The following is a 17,776-nucleotide window of genomic DNA, read 5'->3' as shown; positions in this document are numbered from 1 at the left end:
CCTGCGGAGACCTGGTCTGCACGCTGGTCGTGCCATGTCTTGGGTTGCCGTCGTTGCTGGCTGGTTGCCGACGTTTGACGGTGTCTTGTGCCCCGTGCGTGCCCCGACTGGCCTCCGCCACCACTGTCCCGGAGTTGCCGCACGTTCAGATGAAGGGTGCTACGTCGTCTATGTCACTGCCGGGAATCGCCAGATCGTCGCGGATCCTCATCAGAAGGTCGATCTCTGCGTGGTCGTACGCGACTTGACCCTCATGAAACTTGGGGTCATCCGGGTCGTCGTGCTTGCAATAGTGCCCCCACTGCCAGGCTGCGTTGTACGCCGCGGCGGCTGCCGCAGCAACTGATGACGTAGCGAATATCCTCAAGCGGTTGAGCCTCTCAAAAGCCGGCGCGTGCCAGTCGTCAGGCAGTTCGGTCTCCTCAAATAAGCCGTAACCCTTGTCGTAAGCCAACCGCGCCATGATCTTCACTGAGTCGTAGAAGTCGACATAGGACTCGCGGCGGTGATCGAACGTCCTGGCCTCATCCTCGCGAGACCATCGTTCGCGTTCACGTGCCCGCTCTCGCTCCCATGTCTTGTCCTCTCGCCGGTCCGACCGCCGTTGTGTGATCAGCACGCCCGCGATACCGCCAGAGAGCGTGCCGAGTACACCGATCACCGCAACCGCGATGGGAACCCAAAGTGGCGTCACAACTCGATGATGCCGACCGGGTCAACTCCGGTCGTCGCTCAGCCAGCTCAACTTGGCCGTCTGCTCGGAGCCCAACGGGACCTTGTCGACGTGGAATCAGCCATCTGGGCGCTTCTGCCGCCTCGCCCGACAGGGGATGATGCGTTCATGACCCTGATTGGAACCTTGGCCAGTAGCTCTGTGGTGGTTCAGGTGTCTGATCGACGGATATCGCTTTTGCATTCGGATGGATCAATCGAGCTGAGGGACGATCTAACCAACAAGGCCGTACTTTATGAGAACAGGGCAACCCTCGCATTCACAGGGCTCGCAGAACTCGAAAACGAAACCACAGATCTGTGGATCGCTCAACGCTTGGCCAGCACTCCAAACCTTAACGATGGCCTCGAAAAACTAACGAGTGACCTCACTACCCTTTTCCGGCGACGGCCCTACCGAGGTCAGCCTCACAGCATTGTCATCACGGGCTGGAAGAGGAATGGACCGGACGAACCTACGGCATTCTCAGGCCTAGTATCCAATCAGTTCGAGATTGGAAAGGGATGGCGTCATACCACGTCTACGGAGTTCGACTGGTTCGTGCAGATGGCGCAAGAAGACCTGCCAACGCTGGTCTTCGCACCAGACTTGGTGCCTAGGCGGGCCGCGAGGACGCTCTACCGCAAGCTACTGCGGGTAAAAAGCCGGGGTCTAAATGTCGCAAACGCCGTCGGTTTAATTGCGGACGAGATTCGATCAATTGCCGAATACCGATCTACAGTCGGTCGAGAGCTGATGGTTTCGGTTCTGCCGCGATCCGCTGTTCCACGGGGACCGGTGGCAGAAATGTCCGTGATGAGCGGGAGAATAACTCCTGATGTGCCAACCTTTTACAGTCTCACTGCGACCGGTGATGAAGTCCACTACGGGCCAACGATCGTCATGAACGGCATGATCGTGTCTGGCTTTCAGGCGCGCCCGATCGCTGATGACTAACATTCCCGCTGGCTGCCGTCCCGTCTGCCTTCGACCCGCCCTCCTGGGGAGCGGGCCGCCGCCCGGCCCGCCACGTCAAGACGGCCTTGACGCACGGTTGGACGCTGGCGGGTCGGTCGGTGGTCTGCTCGGCTTGCCCGGGTCGATGGCAGGCGGGATGGCCTACCGCAACCACCCCCGGACCGTGACCCGCCGGCGGAGCCCCGGCCGTCCTGGAGCCGGAGCGCCCCCGCCGGAGGCGCAGTAACCGCAACCCCGCGATCGCCGCCAGCTCGCCGATGCGGCCGGTGTGCGCTCCCCTACGCCGCGCGGGCTCATGGCCGCGCGACCCGGCCGGCTGCCGGCCCACCATCACCCGGTCAACGCTCCCTGTCGTTCTGCGGCGGCCCCTTGGGCTTTCCGCTTTTCGCGCCAGCCGCCGGGCGTCTGCGTGGCCGGAGTCGGAGCACCAGCGGAGCGACGGACGCGCGCCCAGGCGGCGGCGTGTGCGGCCCGTTCAGGGCCGCCTTGAAGACGTACAGAAACTTTGAACCACTTCGCCGGCGCAGGACATGTCCTGCGCCGGTTGATGGTTGACATGGCGGCCTCGGTTGATGTTTGACACCTGGTCGGCCTGGTCCTCGTTGCGTCTGTAACTCAGGCGGGAGGAGCTCCGGGTGGGACTCGCGGAGTTGAGCGTCATGGAACAGCGATTTCACGCCGTCATGGAATGCCTGGGCGGCACTCCGAAGACGGAGGTCGCCGCCCGCTATGGGGTGTCGCGGCAGACGATCCACAACTGGCTGGCCCGCTATGCCGCCGATGGCATCAAAGGCTTGGAGGACCACTCTCACCGGCCCCATGTCTGCCCGCACCGGGTTGATCCCTCGACGGAGGCGCTGGTGTGTGAGCTGCGCCGGGATCATCCGCGGTGGGGTCCGCGTCGGCTGCGGTTCGAGGCAGGGCGCCGGGGTGTGACTCCGCCGCCGGCTCGGGCGACGGTGTATCGGATTCTGCGGCGGAACAACCTGGTCCCGGCGGTGCCGCGGAAGCGCCGGCGGGAGGACTACCGGCGGTGGGAACGCCCAGAGCCGATGGAGCTGTGGCAGATGGACATCGTCGGTGGTGTCCTGCTGGCCGACGGCACCGAGGCGAAGGTCGTCACCGGTCTGGACGACCACTCCCGCTACTGCGTGATCGCCACCGTGGTCCGTCGTGCCACCGGTCGGGCCGTCTGCGCCGCGTTCGCCGCCGCACTGACCCGCTTCGGGCTGCCGGGTGAGGTGCTGACCGACAACGGCAAACAGTTCACCGGCCGGTTCACCACACCGCGACCGGGTGAGGTGCTGTTCGAGCGGATCTGCCGGGAGAACGGCATCGTGGCCCGCAACACCAAACCCCGCACCCCGACCACCACGGGCAAGGTCGAACGGTTCCACCAGAGCCTGCAGGGCGAATGCCTGGACGACGGGCGAGTGTTTGACACCGTCGAGCAGGCGCAAGCCGCGGTGGACCTGTTCGTCGCCGAATACAACTACGACCGGCCGCACCAGGGCATCGACGACGCCTTCCCCGCCGACCGGTTCCACCGACCCACCCCCGGCCGGAACCAGGTTGAGCTGCACGCTCCGAAGCTGCGCCTGCCGTCCGGGCTGCTGCCCACCGCACCACCGGCCCCGAGGACGCCACCCGCCGTCGAGAACGACGCCACCTCGGTCACCGTATCCACCAACCGCCCGCAGCCGGTGCAACTCGTCCGCGTCGTGCCACCGTCGGGAAACCTGACCGTCGCCCAGCAGCAGGTGTGGCTCGGCCCCACCCTCGCCGGCACCCCGGTCACGATCTGGGTCGACACCGACCGGCTGCACGTCCTGACCGCCGACGGCGCCCGCATCAAATCCAGCGCCTCCCGGCTGTCCCAACGCGACCTCGCCCGGCTCCTGGCCGACGGCGGCACCCCCGCCGGACCGCCTCCACTACCGCAGCCCGAGCCGCAAGCGACCGCCGTTGAGGTCGACCGGGTCGTCAACGCCTGCGGCGGAATCACCATCGCCGGCCGACAGATCAGCGTCGGCATGCCGCTTGCCGGCCAACGGGTCCGGATCCGCCTCGACGGCATCCTCCTGCACGTCATCGACGAGGCCGGGCAGCTGCGCCGCATCCTGCGCTGCCCACTCCCGCCCACCGCCTGCGGCCGCATCCGCGACGCCCGACCCGCCTCCCCGATCCCACCCCCAGCCGCCGCCCCGACCGTCGAGCGGGTCGTGTCCATCACCGGCAGCATCCAAGTCGCCGGTCAACGCATCCAAGTCGGCGTCGTGCACGCCCGCAAACTCGTCACCGTCGCCCTCGACGAGCACAACGTCACCGTCTACGACGCCGACACCCCGATCAAGGCCGTGCCCCGCCGCAGCACCACCGACCTGAACCGCACCAAAGCCAAACACCAGATCACGACCGCCAACGGCGGCTAACCCGCGCGGACGACGGCCACACAGCCAGCCCTGGCATGATCGACCTGTGCGCCTGTGGTCACGAACGTCAACGTCGGAGGGACTCTTCTCGGCGATGGTCGGGCCGGCCACGCTGCCCGCGCTTGCCCGCGCGTTCGATCCCCACACGGGCTACGTGCTGCTCAGCGAGCACGCTCCACTAGAAGGTGCCGAGTGGAACGACTGCCTGGTTCCTCTCACCGCGGACGGCCAGCTCGAACCAACTCGCCTGACCATCGCCCGCCTCAAATATGACGTGCTCTTCGAAACGTCGGACTTCCTGCGCGCCGCCGACAAGGTAGGCCGCCGCGGTGCACTGGCCTGGCAGTTCGCCAAACGGCCACGCGCTGACGTGGACTTCAACGACGCGCGGCCGTCCGCGCGGATCCACCGCTACCACGCGTTCGGACTGCACCTGAAAGTCGACCTACCCCACCCAGGGGAAGTCGCGAATCTCGTAGCCCTATCCAGCCAAGCCCTCGATGACGCACTGCAACGACTCGCGGTCGCGTGACCGACCGCACGAGTAGCCGCCGCCAGACATCGTTGACCGGTACAATCCACCGGAATCCCCCACCGAACCGTCGACATTCGATCACGGCCTAGTGTCAAAGATCCTCCGACGCCGATCCGTCAAACATCATGCGAGACCAGGCATCGCCGGCGCAGGACACACCCTCACCAGAATCCCCGTTCAAAGTTTCTGTACGTCTTCAAGGCGGCCCGCAACGGGCCGCACGCGCCGCCGCCAGGGCGCGCGGCCGGCTTGCTCGCTGGGGCTCGCGGCCGGCCGCGCCGAACGCCCGGCGGCTGGCGCGGAGAGCGGGAAGCCCAAGGGGCCGCCGCAGAACGGCAAGGCGTTGACCGGTGGGGTGGTGGGCCGGCAGCCGGCCGGGCCGCGCGGCCACGAGCGCGCGCGGCGTAGGGGAGCGCACGCCGGCCGCGTCGGCGAGTTGGCGGCGGTCGCGGGGTTGCGGTTAGGCGCCTCCGGCGGGGGCGCTCCGGCTCCAGGATGGCCGGGGCTGCGTCGGCGGGTCACGGTTCGTGGGTGGTTGCGGTAGGCCATCCCGCCTGCCATCGACCCGGGCAAGCCGAGCAGACCACCGCCCGACCCGCCAGCGTCCGAACCTGCGTCAAGGTCCGCTTGACGTGGCGGGCCGGGCGGAGCCCCGCTCCCCAGAGGGCGGGTCGATGGCAAACGGGATGGCAGGTAGGCGCTGCGGGACGTGTCCCGATGGTCGGGCGGCCGGCGCATGAGGTGGGCGTCGGAGGTTCGCGAGCGGTGACGGCCGGGTGTGCATCCGGTAGCTTGGCGGAAGATCAGGCCCAGGGCTTATCAGTGGGGGTAAGGGTGCCGGGGACAGCAGGTTGGTTGGACAGCGCTGTCCGCGACTTCAACGCGGCGTGTGCATCAAAGCTCGCCGGCCCTGGCGAGCGTGAGGCCGCGATTCGCAGCCCGATCGAGATGCTTCTCGGAGCCGCAGGCAAGCAGTTGGGCGTGACGGCCGTTTTTCACGATGAGGTCCGCGACACCGAGCGGCAGGTCCGGCCGGACTACGGCGTCAGTGTCGGCGGGGCAATCACCGGGTACATGGAGATCAAGGCACCCGGCAAGAGCATCGATCCGGGCGGACTGCGCGGCCATGACCGGGTGCAGTGGGAGCGCCAACGCGACCTACCGAACCTGCTCTACACCAACGGCACGGAATGGCGGCTCTACCGCGATCGGGAGTTGGTCGACGCGCCGGTACGGTTCGCCGGCAGCCTCGACAGCGGAAGCGTCATCGCCCCACCGGCTTTCGAGAAGCTGCTCACCGAGTTCCTGAAGTGGCGGCCGGCACCGATCACCAGCGTCGGCGCGCTGGTGCGCGCTGTTGCCCCGCTCACGCGGCTACTGCGCGGCGAGGTCCTGGACCAGCTTGCCGCCGAGCGGAAGGCGGTTCGGGGAGGGGCCGAGCGGGAAGGTCAGCCCTTCCTAGGACTCGCGCAGGACTGGCGGCGGATGCTGTTCCCGCAGGCTGATGACGCCACCTTCGCCGACGGATACGCGCAGACGGTGACGTTCGCGTTGCTGCTGGCCCGCACTAACTCGATCACCGTCACAGGGCATTCACTGCACACCATCGGTGAGCAGCTCCGCGCCGAGCACTCGCTGATGGGTCGGGCGTTGCAGCTACTCACCGACGACCTTGTCGCTGACTTCAAGGTGACCCTCGATCTGCTCGCCCGGGTCGTCGACGCCGTTGACTGGACAAGGATCCGGAGAGGTCAGCGCGACACCTATCTGCACCTGTACGAGCATTTCCTCGACGAGTACGACCCCGAGTTGCGGAAGGCATCCGGGTCGTACTACACCCCGGTTGAGCTGGTCGAGCAGATGGTCCGGCTGACCGAGAACGTCCTCGTCTCCCGGCTGGACAAACCGCGTGGCTTCGCCGACCCCGACGTGCTCACCGTTGACCCCGCAATGGGCACCGGCACGTACCTGCAAACCATTCTTGAACGCATCGCCAAGGTCGCCGAAGCCCATGACGGTCCGGGCGCAGTAGCCGGCGCGGTCGGCCTGGCCGCCGAGCGGGTGATCGGCTTCGAGCTTCAGATGGGTCCGTACGCGGTGGCCGAGCTACGCGCCGCAGACCTGCTCGCCTCGCACGGGGCGTCTCCTCCACCCGGCGGGATGAAGCTGTTTGTCACCAACACGCTCGACGACCCGCACGCCAGTGACGTCCAGCTCGGCTCAGGATTGCAACTCATCGCCCGCGCCCGGCGCAAGGCCAACGCCATCAAAGCCCGCGCCAACGTCACCGTGGTCATCGGAAACCCGCCATACGCGGAACTTGCCAATGGCGAGGGCGGCTGGGTCGAAAACGGCACCACCGGCCTCGACAGCAAGCGCGGCGCCTCAGCCCCGTTGGAGGACTGGTACGCCCCGGGCATCGGACGGTTCAAGGCGAAGCTGAAGAACCTGTACGTCTACTTCTGGCGCTGGGCCACCTGGAAGGTATGGGAGTCGACCCACAACCAGGTGGACGGGGATGCCGGGGTGATCTGCTTTGTCACTACCTCCGGCTACCTGTCCGGGCCGGCTTTCACGGGCATGCGCGAGTACCTACGCCGGTACGCCTCCGAGGGCTGGATCATCGACCTCACGCCCGAGGGACAGACGCCGGATATCCCGACCCGGATCTTCCCCGGTGTCCGGCAACCGCTCGCCATCGGCATCTTCGTCCGGACCGCCGACGCCACCCGCGACAAGCCGGCACTGATCCATCACCGCAGCCTGACCGGCCGCAGAGCTGACAAACTAGCCGCGCTGGCGGAGGCGCAGCTCGACGACGACGGCTGGCGAGACTGCCGGACCGAGTGGGACGCCCCGCTCACCCCGGCCGCCACCAGCAGTTGGGACACCTACCCCGCGCTTGCCGACCTGATGCCCTGGTACTCCCCGGGGCTGTTCCCGACCCGCACGTGGGTCTACGCGCCCAGTCGAGAGGTGCTGAAGCGACGGTGGGCGATGCTGGTCGGTGAGACCGACCGGCAACGTAAGGCTGAACTGTTCAAGGAAGGCCGTGACGCCAACCTCGTGAAGGTAAAGCCGCGGCTTCCCGGCGACGACACGCACCCGAACCCAAGCGTCCCGGTGATTGACGAGGTCGAGCCAGCCGCCGTCGTCGTGCAGGTTGGCTACCGGGCCTTCGACCGGCAATGGGTACTCGCCGACCCACGCCTCATGGACATGCCCCGCCGAGACCTCTGGTCAGCCCGCGTACCCGGCCAGGTCTTCGCCATCGAGCAACACTCGCACCCCATCGCGAGCGGTCCCGCCTTGATCTTCTCCGCGCTGATGCCCGACTTCCATAACTTCAACAACCGTGGTGGCCGGACACTGCCCTACCTTCACCCAGGCGGAAAACCGAACCTCGCGCCAGGACTAACGGCTGCACTGTCCCAACGACTTGGCATCGAGGTCCCTGCCGACGACGTCCTCGCTTACGTCGCGGGCATCACGGCTCATCCAGCCTTCACCGCCACCTTCACCGACGAACTGACCACACCCGGCCTCCGAGTACCGATCACCATCGATCCCGCGCTCTGGCGCACCGCGATCGAGGTTGGCTGCCAGGTCCTCTGGCTGCACACCTACGGCAGAGCGTTCACCGCCCCGGAGCGGCCATGCAGCTCGATCCGGTTACCCTCCGGCGATGCGCGGCAGCCGCTGTCGCTGGCCCCGGTCACGCGGGTGCCTGAGACGATCAATTACGACCCGCAACGCCAGGTCATCGCCGTTGGTGACGGCGAGTTCGGGCCAGTCGGGGTGGACGTGTGGGACTACGCCGTCGGCGGCCGGAACATCATCAAATCCTGGTTCAACTACCGCAAGAAGGAGCCGGGCGGGCGGCGAGGGTCCCCCCTTGACGATATGCACGTCGACGTTTGGGAGCCGGGCTGGACGGGTGAGTTCGTCGACCTGCTGACCGTCCTGACCCGGCTGGTCGAGATGGAGCCCGCCCAGGCCGAACTCCTCGCCGCAGTGCTGGCCAACGAGGTCCTCAATCGTGACCAGTTGACCGCCGCCGGCGTCCGTTGGCCCACTGGCACGTCAGACCGCAAACCCCTGTACGGCCTCACCAATGACCAACACGAGGCAGCGGCCGATGGTGTCGTACGCTTGGTGTAATCGCAGCGCTTGGGGACCGGTTCCTGCCGAACCTAAAGCCGCCGGGGGAGAAGTGGATGTCGCTCGCTCGGCGTGACCCCCCGGTTAGCCTTGCATCACTAGCTGGTCACGCAGAGGAGCCCGTCCATGGACCCGCACTCCGCGCAGGTAGGCGATTCGTCCGCGACCTTGCCCGGCAAGCCGTTCATCGACGTAACCGACCTGTGCCAGCGGTACGCGGTGAAACCCCGCGCCGTCTACTCGTGGCTGCAACGCTCCCGACCGGGCGGGATCTATGCCAACCGGCCCTTCCCCGCGCCCGCTGGTTACCATGGCCGCCAACCCTATTGGCTGCCCCGGCAACTGCCCGCAGTGGACGAATGGCGTCGCAGCATGCCCGGTCGCGGAGCCGGCGGAGGGCGTCCGCCGAGACGCTCTGAGCCGAACGGCTGAATCCAGACGGGTGCCTCATCGCGGTTCGCGGTGTATGCGCCGCCTCGGTTAGGGCCAGCCTGTGCCCTCAGGCTTCAGAAGTTGTGTGGCCGACGTGGCCAAGAGGCAGGAGGCAGAGGAGCCGGTGAGGATCGTCAACCGGCGCCGAAGCGGAACCCGTACGATCCCTGGCTTGTGGAAGTAGCTGAAATCTGGAGCGCCATCGGGACCGTAGCCAGCGCTGTCGCGGCGTTTGTTGCTCTGGCTGTGGCCTACTTGGCTTACGGGGCAACGCAAACCGCTGGTAGCTCGACGGCCGCGCTAACCAGGATCGAAACGCGACGCATCTGGGCCGAGACGATTCCCCAGTTCAAGGTGTCGATTGAGGCTCAGGCCGACACGTACGCGCTGATGCGCGTGGAGTTGGTGGGCCCTCCCAGCCTCGACCGCCTCGACCAGATTCGACTCTCTATCCGCGACGATTACCACGCTCGTGGAGCATCGCAGGTTGCCGGAGGGCCCAGCGCGGAGGAAGTCGCCAATCACGTCTGGGGGCCGTACCGGTTCAGGCATGGAACCGACGGCGGATCCGAGAATGATCGCACGGTTGCACCCTTCGGGTTGCCCTTGGGCGAAGGCACCTATTTTTCCATGGACCGGCAGTATCCGCCTCGGTGGAACAAAAGTGGCAGTGAGACATCCTGGCGACGCGACTACAAGGACAAGCCCGTCCGTCTACTCCTCAAGTGTGCGCGTGAAGGATTCGAGCCGTGGAGCGTGCCGGTGGAGGTGTTCGTTACTCCGCTTCAACAGCAGGTGGCTCCTCGGCCAGCATCAGGTGCATCCAGTGGGTAGGCCCGGAGAGTTGCTACCGTAACTGACCCCAGCGCGACCCCAACAGGGTGCAACTTGTGCACGAGCGGCAAGCCGATGCAGCCAGCCGAAGCGAGGCCAGCACGCCTGACCACCAGAGCGTCCAAGTCGTCTTTGGGCAGCATGGCGGGAAAGCAACGGGTCCACCTAAGCGAGTTGGATTAGGAGGCTGAGCAACAACACAAAACCTGGACGAGCTGCGTCCCACGTAACGCACCGGTCTTGGCGACGCTGGAGAGAAGAACTCACTAGCGGGCCTACGTGCTGTCAGTGATCGGACTGACTGGCCTCATTCGGCCTCGGCCTGCTTCAGCTGTCCCCGGTCACGCAGCACGCTAGCCAGGGCGTGCCGGGTGGTCAGGGTGTCGGGGTGCTCTTCGCCCAGAAGCCGTATTTCCGCGGCGAGCACGGCCCGATAGTCGCGCTCGGCCTGCTCCAGCTCTCCCCGATCAGACAGCACACCAGCCAGGGCGTACCGGGTCGACAGGGTATCAAGGTGTTCCTCGCCCAGGACGGCCTTGCGGGCGGCCAACACAGCCCGGAACCCCGCCTCAGCCTGCTCCAGCTGTCCCCGACGACGAAGCAGGCCAGCCAGGGCGTGCCGGGTGGTCAGGGTGTCGGGGTGCTCTTCGCCCAGAAGCCGTATTTCCGCGGCGAGCACGGCCCGATAGTCGCGCTCGGCCTGCTCCAGCTCTCCCCGATCAGACAGCACACCAGCCAGGGCGTACCGGGTCGACAGGGTATCAAGGTGTTCCTCGCCCAGGACGGCCTTGCGGGCGGCCAACACAGCCCGGAACCCCGCCTCAGCCTGCTCCAGCTGCCCGCGATCATGCAGCAGCCAAGCCAGGGCCTGCCGGGTGGACAGGGTGTTGGGGTGCTCTTCGCCCAGAAGCCGTATTTCCGCGGCGAGCACGGCCCGGTACTCGGCCTCGGCCTGCTCCAGCTGCCCCCGATCACGCAGCAGGTCCGCCAGGGCGTACCGGGTCGACAGGGTATGAAGGTGTTCCTCGCCCAGGACGGCCTTGCGGGCGGCCAACACGGCCCGGAACCCCGCCTCGGCCTGCTCCAGCTGTCCCCGACGACGAAGCAGGCCACCCAGAGCGTGCCGGGTGGTCAGGGTGCTGGGGTGCTCTTCGCCCAGAAGCCGTATTTCCGCGGCGAGCACGGCCCGATAGTCGCGCTCGGCCTGCTCCAGCTCTCCCTGATCAGACAGCACACCAGCCAGGGCGTACCGGGTCGACAGGGTATGAAGGTGTTCCTCGCCCTGGATGGCGTTGCGGGCGGCCAACACGGCCCGGAACTCCGCCTCGGCCTGCTCCAGCTGCCCGCGATCATGCAGCACGTTAGCTAGGGCGTGCCGGGTGGTCAGGGTGTTGGGGTGCTCTTCGCCCAGAAGCCGTATTTCCGCGGCGAGCACGGCCCGGTACTCGGCCTCGGCCTGCTCCAGCTGCCTTCGATCACGCAGCACACCAGCCAGGGCGTACCGGGTCGACAGGGTATGAAGGTGTTCCTCGCCCTGGACGGCGTTGCGGGCGGCCAACACGGCCCGGCACTCCGCCTCGGCCTGCTCCAGCTGCCCGCGATCATGCAGCACGTTAGCTAGGGCCTGCCGGCTGGTCAGGGTATCGGGATGCTCTTCGCCCAGGATCGCGTTGCGGGCGGCGAGCACGGCCTGGTGCTCGGCCTCGGCCTGCTCCAGCTGCCCCCGATCACGCAGCAGGTCAGCCAGGGTGTATCGGACGGTCAGGGTGTCGGGATGCTCCTCATCCATGACGGCGTTGCGGGCGGCCAGCACGGCCCGGTACTCGGCCTCGGCCTGCTCCAGCTGCCCCCGATCACGCAGCAGGTTAGCCAGGGCGAACCGGGTGGACAGGGTATGAAGGTGCTCCTCGCCCTGGATGGCGTTGCGGGCGGCCAACACGGCCCGGAACTCCGCCTCGGCCTGCTCCAGCTGCCCTCGATTATCAAGCAGGCTAGCCAGGGTCTGCCGGCTGGTCAGGGTGTCGGGATGCTCCTCGCCCAGGATCACGTTGCGGGCGGCGAGCACGGCCCGGTACTCGGCCTCGGCCTGCTCCAGCTGCCCCCGATTGTGAAGCAGGTTAGCCAGGGCGAACCGGGTGGACAGGGTGTTGGGATGCTCCTCGCCCAGCGTGGCGTTGCGGGCGGCGAGCACGGCCCGGTACTCGGCCTCGGCCTGCTCCAGCTGCCCCCGATTTTCAAGCAGGCCAGCCAGGACCTGCCGGCTGGTCATGGTGTCGGGGTGTTCCTCGCCTAGGAGACGGGTTTCGGCGGCGAGCACCTCGCGGATATCCCTATCGGACTGGGTGTAACGGCCAATCGCTCTGTAGTAATAGGCGCCGAAGGTTGCTGGCCAGGTGATCCTCTCGATGGCTTCCGAAGGGAGGTCGGTGTTAGGCGGTAGCAGGTGCAGGGCGCTTGAGGCGTGCGGCGTTACGGCCTGCCAGACAGGCCACCAAGCCGGATCGGCTGTGCTGTGGTGATCGATGTCCATGGCGCGCAAGAGCAATTGAGTGACCAGCGGAAGGTAGACATCCAGGCGTTCGGTGACATCAGCGTGTGCTCGGTTGGTGTCGCGTACCACCGGATGCAGCGTTACGTTGTCGGCCACCTCTTCTGCGGCGGTCGCGTCATGGGAGAGGGTTACTAGGCTCAGGCTCGCAAGCGCGGTCAGCGCTTGCCAAAGCCCAGCGGCTGTGAGACCAGGAAACAGCGGGGAGGCGGCCATCGTTGGAACGTGAAGCAGCAGGCCGTAGGGAATAGGCGCGATCTCGAAACAGGACAGCAGGCGCAGCAGCGGCCGCGCCTCGGCGATCCCCCGCCGCTGCAACAAGGTCAGGGACAACTCCCACGTCTGGGTGATGACCTCGTTGCCCCCCGCTTGCGCTGAAGCGTTCGATCGCTCAGACGACGGGAATAGCCGGGCAAAGTCGCGGTTAAGGGTGGCCTGGTACTCGGTGAACGTCACTGGAGCTGAAGGCTCCCGGAACGCGGCCGGGGTCGTGTTGACGGTCGCCAAATAGGAGCCGGCCATCTGTAGCGCAAGTGGCAGCCCACCGAGCCGCTCGGCGAGCGCGTCGGCTTCGACGCGGGATCCGGCCAGCGGACCGGTGAGATCGAGTAGAACCTCGCCGCCGTCGTGTCCGCTCAGCTCCGGCACCCGATGCAGGGACGCCTGCGGCCCCCACGTGCGACGGCTCCCATCGCGGGTGGTAATAAGAATTGCCCCATTTGGTCCGGGTTGCCTCAGCCAGCCCGTCTCGTCGGCGATTTGCCCATTCGGGGCCAGCACAGGCTGCGGATCATCGGCGTTGTCGATCACCAACAGCCACGGCTGCCTGCGCTGGCGCAGCAACCGCCAGACCAGATCGGCGGGATTGGCCTGCGACAGCTGCTCGACAGTCGCCCCGAGCCGGTGGCTGACCGCCTGCATCCCTCCGGCAAAGACTCCGGAGTCCACGGCCGACACCCACCACACCTCCGTACCCTGCGCCGCTACGTGGTGCGCGACCTCCAGCGAAAGGCGCGTCTTGCCAGCTCCCCCTAGGCCGCACAAGACGTGCACCCGCCGACCTTCACTTTGCTCGCTCATAAGCCGGCTTAGCCGCTCGACGAGTGCATCCCTTCCCCGCAGCGGCACCTGCGGGTTACGGCGCCCCCACGGCGGGGCGATCGACGGGAGCGTCTCTGCCGATGCGGCGGCTAAGAAGTAATTGTGCTGGGTGCCGGACCCCTGCACAGCCTGTTGCCCCCGGTCGGAGGCCAGCACAAACTGATCCGGGACGCCGGTATCCGCTCCGTAGAGGGCCTCGGTCGAGGGCTTATCGGCCTGCTGCACCCGAGCCGCCACCGAAGGTGTTGGTCTGGACCCCTTGGCCCTGCACCGCCTGCTGGGCGTTGTCGAATGCGACGGCGTGCTGCTGGATCGAGCCGGTCCTGGTCTGCGACACCCGCGCAGTTGCCTCCTTAACCAGCGACTCCAAGCGCATAGCCACTTCCGGCGCATCCTCCACCAGATCTCCTAGGCGAGCCTGCCAGGCTGCCTCCACCCTCGACCGAGCACTCAACAGCTCCTCACCGGACAGGCCCTCCAGTTCCGTGCGTGAGGCTTCCAGCCGCCGCTCCGCCGCCTCAGCGTGCGTCCGGTCGCTGTTGCCAAACAGTTGTGCGAAGCTGGTTTTGGCCCATCCCCACGCATCCGTGGCCATCGCACCCACTAACGCGCTGGCCGCCGCAGCCAACAACTCCACCGCCATTTTCGCCTCCTGTATTGGATTAACGGGGCCGCAGCGGCGAGCAGGGCTAGGCCCATCACTCTGCCGCGGCTCTTGGCCTCAGAATTGCTGGCCGCCCGGTAGACGCGGACGCCCATCACCGCGGCGACGCCGAGCGGCACCGCCACCGACGGGAAACGGACGAACGACCAGCCGTCGAAGGCGGCGTCTCCGTCGAGGGTCGCCAACTGGTAGAGCAGGAACCCGAGGCCGACGACGCAGAAGAAGAACAGCACCATGGACAGCAGCGCGATGCCCCGACGGAAGTCGTTCCACTGATCCGGCTTCTCCGGCGGCCGCTGCCACCGGCTCGGTCTGCCCGGTTCATTCACGGCTGCACCATCCCACAGCTCAACCACCGGTCGCGACCCCGTGATTACCGAAACGATCACCTGTCGCCAATCAGGCAGAGGAAGAGTAGTAGGCGCCTTGATCGGCGTGCTCCTCCACGGGGGGTCACACGAAAGCGGGAACCTGAGGTGAAGCCAAGATCAGGGCGTTGGCAGGGCGTCAGGGCGTCTCCAGGGCGTCTGACGTGAACCAGCGGCGACCACTGATGACCATCGATAACCAGTCCTGGCCCAGGTCACAGGGCGTCTCGTCCGGTTTGATCGACTACGCCTTGGCCCACGATCAATCCGAAGGCGGAGCGAGCCAGCAAGGCCTTCGCCCGGATTCCCACCGGCAAGCAGCTCCTGATGCGGTGGGAGTTCACGGCGCGGCGCGACCCCGCGGATGTGGACGGGGGACTGGTCTGACCGGGCGCTACCGCCCAAGTCGGAGCGGCCGCCGGCGTCCCGGCTGATGTCGCCCGGAGGAATCGCGCTGCGCTTCTACTTGACGGCCTTGTTCGTGTCGCAGTCGCGCTCGGCCGGGGAGCAGCCGCAAAACACCTTGCCGCTGAACAACCGGGATGCCGACGTGAGCTGGGTCGATCTCGTCGCGACACCTTCCGAGCGGGGTAAGGGCAAGGCCCAGTCGGTGAGCGTGCGGGATCAGAAGCTGCGCCAGGTGCAGGAGACGCTGCGCCGGCTGGCCCATCCGGAGGTGCAGCTCGCCACGCTGGAGAACAGGTCCAAGGCCGTTGGGACCTACGCGAAGGCTTCCTCCTGATGCGGGAGAGCGGCGCGCCGTACGACGAAACTGGCGAGCCCAACACTCGGTACACCGTGCCGGGCGAGCGGAGCGGCTACCTGCTGCGGCTGCCCGCCGGCCTGTTCCTCAACGGATGGATCCATGTGCTTGAGGACAGCGAGCTCTCGCTCCTGCTGATGATCGCCACCCTGCACGGCCGATACGGCCACGACCGCCAAGTCTACCTGGACGGGGAGACACGGCTGCTGCAATTCGGGATAGGCCGGGACACCTACCAGGCACACCACCTGCTGGAACGATTCGGCCCATCGACGTGGAGGTTGACGCAGACCGCCACGGTTTCGGCAACAGCAAGGTCCGAGGCTTCGCCAAGGGCACCCAGGCCAAACCGCACCGCTTCAGGCTGCTCCCCCAAGGCTTCAACGAGCCAGCCGTCGCAACCGTGCGCGCCGCGATTGAGCACAGGCTTGGCCGCAAGCGTAAGGGGAGCGAGAGCGAAGGTGGCTAGTCCGTCATGATCACGTGGCACAGATCCGGCACAACCGAGCGCGAGTAACGACGGATGGAGCCGGAAACCGATGGAAGGCGTTTCGGCAGGTCAGGAGACATGCCGCCGGCAGCGTGGGAGGTCGGGAAGTTGGCGCTCTTACTTCCAGCGGAAGTGCACGAAGAGCCGGCCGAAGTTCTTGGAGTCCTTCTCCACCCGGTGATAGAGCTGCTTGACGTCCTTCTGGTCGAGGAACCGCAGCACCCGCTTCTTGAGCTGGCCCGATCCCTTGCCCGGGATGATCTCCACGAGGGTGGCCTTCTTCGCCACCGCCTCGTCCATGATCCCGCGCAACGCGCGGTCGATGTCCTGGCCCTTGTTGAAGATCTCGTGCAGGTCCAGCTTGAGCTTCATGCCGCAGCCCCCGGCCGGTCAGGTCCCATGTCCGCCATCCTAGGCACGCCGGGCGGGGTGCCCACAGGACGACGACGGGGCGGCCCCGAAGGGCCGCCCCGTGCACGTCACGTCCGCGTTCAGCGCGTGCCGCCCAGACGGGTCTCCACCCGCTCCAGAGCGACCCGGTAGTCGTCGTTGGCCGCGTACATCGCGGCGGCGATCCGCAGGTGCCGCAGCGCGTCCGAGTGCCGGTTCAGCCGCTCCAGGGTCCGGCCCAGCACGTGGTGCGCGTAGTGGTCGCTCGGGTCCCGGTCGACCAGCTCCCGCAGCTGCTCCTCGGCCCGGTTGAGCTGGGCCGACTGGAAGTACGCCCGGGCCAGCAGCTGCCGGACCGCCGCGTTGCCGGGTTCGGCGTCCACGATCGGCTCCAGCAGTCGGGCTGCCCCGCTCGGGTCACCGGTTTCGAAGAACATGGTCGCCCGCCGGTAGTCCGCCAGAAGATCCATCTGCCAACCTCCTCGGGTCGCGCTGTCACCTGTCCCGACGCTGGCACAACGCTGGGCGTTTGGCGACTGTTCCCCGGGTCTCTTCCGGCCGCCAGCGGTCAGGTGCGGGCGTTCCGGCGCCCGGTGGACAGCTCCCAGGCGCGGACGCCGCCGACGATGCCCGCGGTGTTCGGCACCACCACGACGTCATCGCCCATCCGGGCCAGCTGCTCGGGCCGGATCAGCCGGGAGTTGCCCCCGCCCAGGTAGAGCCGGTCCCAACGGAACACCGGGCGGAGCCCGTCCACCACCTGCCGGATCCGCCGGGACCAGAAGGCGTCGCCGAGCCGGCGGCGCTCCGGCTCCCCCACGTACGTGTCGTAGGTCGTGCCCCACCGCACCGGCGCGTGGGACAACTCCAGGTGCGGGGCGAGCACCCCGCCGTCGAAGAGGGCGCTACCCAGCCCGGTGCCCAGCGTCAGCACCAGCTCGCAGCCGGTGCCGGCGACCACCCCGGCGCCGTGCACCTCGGCGTCGTTCAGCACCAGCACCGGCACCCCGAACGCGTCGGCCAGCGCGCCCCGCGCGTCCCAGCCGGACCACTCGGCGACCAGGGCCGGATCGGCCCGGCTGCGTGGTCCGCTGCGGGTCACGTAGTGCGGTGTGGTCACCACCACTCCGTGCCGGATCATCCCGGGAACGCCCACTGTCAGCCGGTCGGCGGCCGGCAGCCGCCCACCCAGGTCGAGCAGCGTCCGGACGAACAGCGCGGGCGGCAGCGGGTACGGGGTCGGCACCCGCAGCGGCCGGGCGCGCATCGTGCCGGCCTCGTCGAGCACCGACGCCTTGATGCCTCCGCCACCGCAGTCGATCGCCAGTGTGGTCACCACGCCGTTGAGTCTGCCCGCTGCCGCCCGGC

13 protein-coding genes are annotated in these 17,776 nt (G+C 67.3%); 6 read left to right on the top strand and 7 right to left on the bottom strand.

The features are described 5' to 3' along the window. Nucleotides 1-145: 145 nt before the first annotated feature. The gene (locus GA0070607_RS15605) at nucleotides 146-661 is read right to left on the bottom strand and encodes a hypothetical protein (RefSeq protein ID WP_157743166.1); all 516 of its coding nucleotides are present in this window, start codon (nucleotides 659-661) and stop codon (nucleotides 146-148) included. A 180-nt stretch (nucleotides 662-841) separates the two neighbouring features. Here GA0070607_RS15605 and GA0070607_RS32375 point away from each other — a divergent pair, with 180 nt between their 5' ends. The 5 genes from GA0070607_RS32375 to GA0070607_RS32370 all read left to right on the top strand — a co-directional run bounded on the left by GA0070607_RS32375 (nucleotide 842) and on the right by GA0070607_RS32370 (nucleotide 10,084). Then, entirely contained in the window at nucleotides 842-1,669 is an 828-nt protein-coding gene (locus tag GA0070607_RS32375) for a hypothetical protein (protein WP_172899045.1), read from the top strand. Nucleotides 1,670-2,325: 656 nt separating this feature from the next. Further along, entirely contained in the window at nucleotides 2,326-4,122 is a 1,797-nt protein-coding gene (locus tag GA0070607_RS15600) for an IS481 family transposase (RefSeq protein WP_089018868.1), read from the top strand. A 94-nt stretch (nucleotides 4,123-4,216) separates the two neighbouring features. Further along, nucleotides 4,217-4,654 (top strand): hypothetical protein, encoded by a 438-nt coding sequence (locus tag GA0070607_RS15595; RefSeq protein ID WP_089018867.1) that lies wholly within the window; start codon nucleotides 4,217-4,219, stop codon nucleotides 4,652-4,654. Between the two features lie 858 nt (nucleotides 4,655-5,512). Beyond that, the gene (locus GA0070607_RS15590; RefSeq protein WP_089018866.1) at nucleotides 5,513-8,818 is read left to right on the top strand and encodes a type ISP restriction/modification enzyme; all 3,306 of its coding nucleotides are present in this window, start codon (nucleotides 5,513-5,515) and stop codon (nucleotides 8,816-8,818) included. A 606-nt stretch (nucleotides 8,819-9,424) separates the two neighbouring features. Next, on the top strand, nucleotides 9,425-10,084 hold the full coding sequence (locus tag GA0070607_RS32370; protein ID WP_157743164.1) for a hypothetical protein: 660 nt from the start codon (nucleotides 9,425-9,427) through the stop codon (nucleotides 10,082-10,084). Between the two features lie 307 nt (nucleotides 10,085-10,391). On the opposite strand, the gene fxsT is transcribed toward GA0070607_RS32370, so the two are convergent. From fxsT to GA0070607_RS15580, 3 genes are read right to left on the bottom strand one after another with little or no spacing between them, the layout of a single operon-like run. Continuing rightward, nucleotides 10,392-13,958, bottom strand: a complete 3,567-nt coding sequence (gene fxsT / locus GA0070607_RS15585) for an FxSxx-COOH system tetratricopeptide repeat protein (protein ID WP_172899044.1) — start codon at nucleotides 13,956-13,958, stop codon at nucleotides 10,392-10,394. Continuing rightward, nucleotides 13,942-14,376 carry a hypothetical protein gene (locus GA0070607_RS32770; RefSeq protein ID WP_172899043.1) on the bottom strand — a complete coding sequence of 145 codons (435 nt, stop codon included), beginning with the start codon at nucleotides 14,374-14,376 and terminating at the stop codon, nucleotides 13,942-13,944. Before GA0070607_RS32770 ends, fxsT begins: the two co-directional genes overlap by 17 nt. Continuing rightward, on the bottom strand, nucleotides 14,337-14,726 hold the full coding sequence (locus tag GA0070607_RS15580) for a DUF1624 domain-containing protein (RefSeq protein WP_231931057.1): 390 nt from the start codon (nucleotides 14,724-14,726) through the stop codon (nucleotides 14,337-14,339). The genes GA0070607_RS32770 and GA0070607_RS15580 overlap by 40 nt, the downstream gene beginning before the upstream one ends. A 472-nt stretch (nucleotides 14,727-15,198) precedes the next feature. On the opposite strand from GA0070607_RS15580, the gene GA0070607_RS15575 reads away from it, so the two are divergent. Then, nucleotides 15,199-15,507 (top strand): hypothetical protein, encoded by a 309-nt coding sequence (locus tag GA0070607_RS15575; protein WP_157743163.1) that lies wholly within the window; start codon nucleotides 15,199-15,201, stop codon nucleotides 15,505-15,507. A gap of 628 nt (nucleotides 15,508-16,135) precedes the next feature. Here the strand turns inward: GA0070607_RS15575 and GA0070607_RS15570 are convergent. The 3 genes from GA0070607_RS15570 to GA0070607_RS15560 all read right to left on the bottom strand — a co-directional run bounded on the left by GA0070607_RS15570 (nucleotide 16,136) and on the right by GA0070607_RS15560 (nucleotide 17,747). Then, the gene (locus tag GA0070607_RS15570; protein WP_007465523.1) at nucleotides 16,136-16,390 is read right to left on the bottom strand and encodes a Smr/MutS family protein; all 255 of its coding nucleotides are present in this window, start codon (nucleotides 16,388-16,390) and stop codon (nucleotides 16,136-16,138) included. Between the two features lie 119 nt (nucleotides 16,391-16,509). After that, on the bottom strand, nucleotides 16,510-16,878 hold the full coding sequence (locus GA0070607_RS15565) for a tetratricopeptide repeat protein (protein WP_089018862.1): 369 nt from the start codon (nucleotides 16,876-16,878) through the stop codon (nucleotides 16,510-16,512). A gap of 98 nt (nucleotides 16,879-16,976) precedes the next feature. Continuing rightward, the gene (locus GA0070607_RS15560) at nucleotides 16,977-17,747 is read right to left on the bottom strand and encodes an ROK family protein (protein ID WP_089018861.1); all 771 of its coding nucleotides are present in this window, start codon (nucleotides 17,745-17,747) and stop codon (nucleotides 16,977-16,979) included. Nucleotides 17,748-17,776: the final 29 nt, after the last annotated feature.

Origin of the sequence: Micromonospora coriariae (genome assembly GCF_900091455.1) — a bacterium.
Taxonomy (GTDB): domain Bacteria; phylum Actinomycetota; class Actinomycetes; order Mycobacteriales; family Micromonosporaceae; genus Micromonospora; species Micromonospora coriariae.
Note: the sequence above shows the minus strand (reverse complement) of the source record. Positions and strands in the feature narration are given on the sequence as shown.

Bases quoted from the DNA above. Each gene is read 5' to 3' on its own strand.
- GA0070607_RS32375 (WP_172899045.1), top strand. From the start codon at position 842: ATGACCCTGATTGGAACCTTGGCCAGTAGCTCTGTGGTGGTTCAGGTG.
- GA0070607_RS15595 (WP_089018867.1), top strand. From the start codon at position 4,217: ATGGTCGGGCCGGCCACGCTGCCCGCGCTTGCCCGCGCGTTCGATCCC.
- GA0070607_RS32770 (WP_172899043.1), bottom strand. From the start codon at position 14,376: ATGGCGGTGGAGTTGTTGGCTGCGGCGGCCAGCGCGTTAGTGGGTGCG.
- GA0070607_RS15575 (WP_157743163.1), top strand. From the start codon at position 15,199: ATGTCGCCCGGAGGAATCGCGCTGCGCTTCTACTTGACGGCCTTGTTC.
- GA0070607_RS15570 (WP_007465523.1), bottom strand. From the start codon at position 16,390: ATGAAGCTCAAGCTGGACCTGCACGAGATCTTCAACAAGGGCCAGGAC.
- GA0070607_RS15565 (WP_089018862.1), bottom strand. From the start codon at position 16,878: ATGGATCTTCTGGCGGACTACCGGCGGGCGACCATGTTCTTCGAAACC.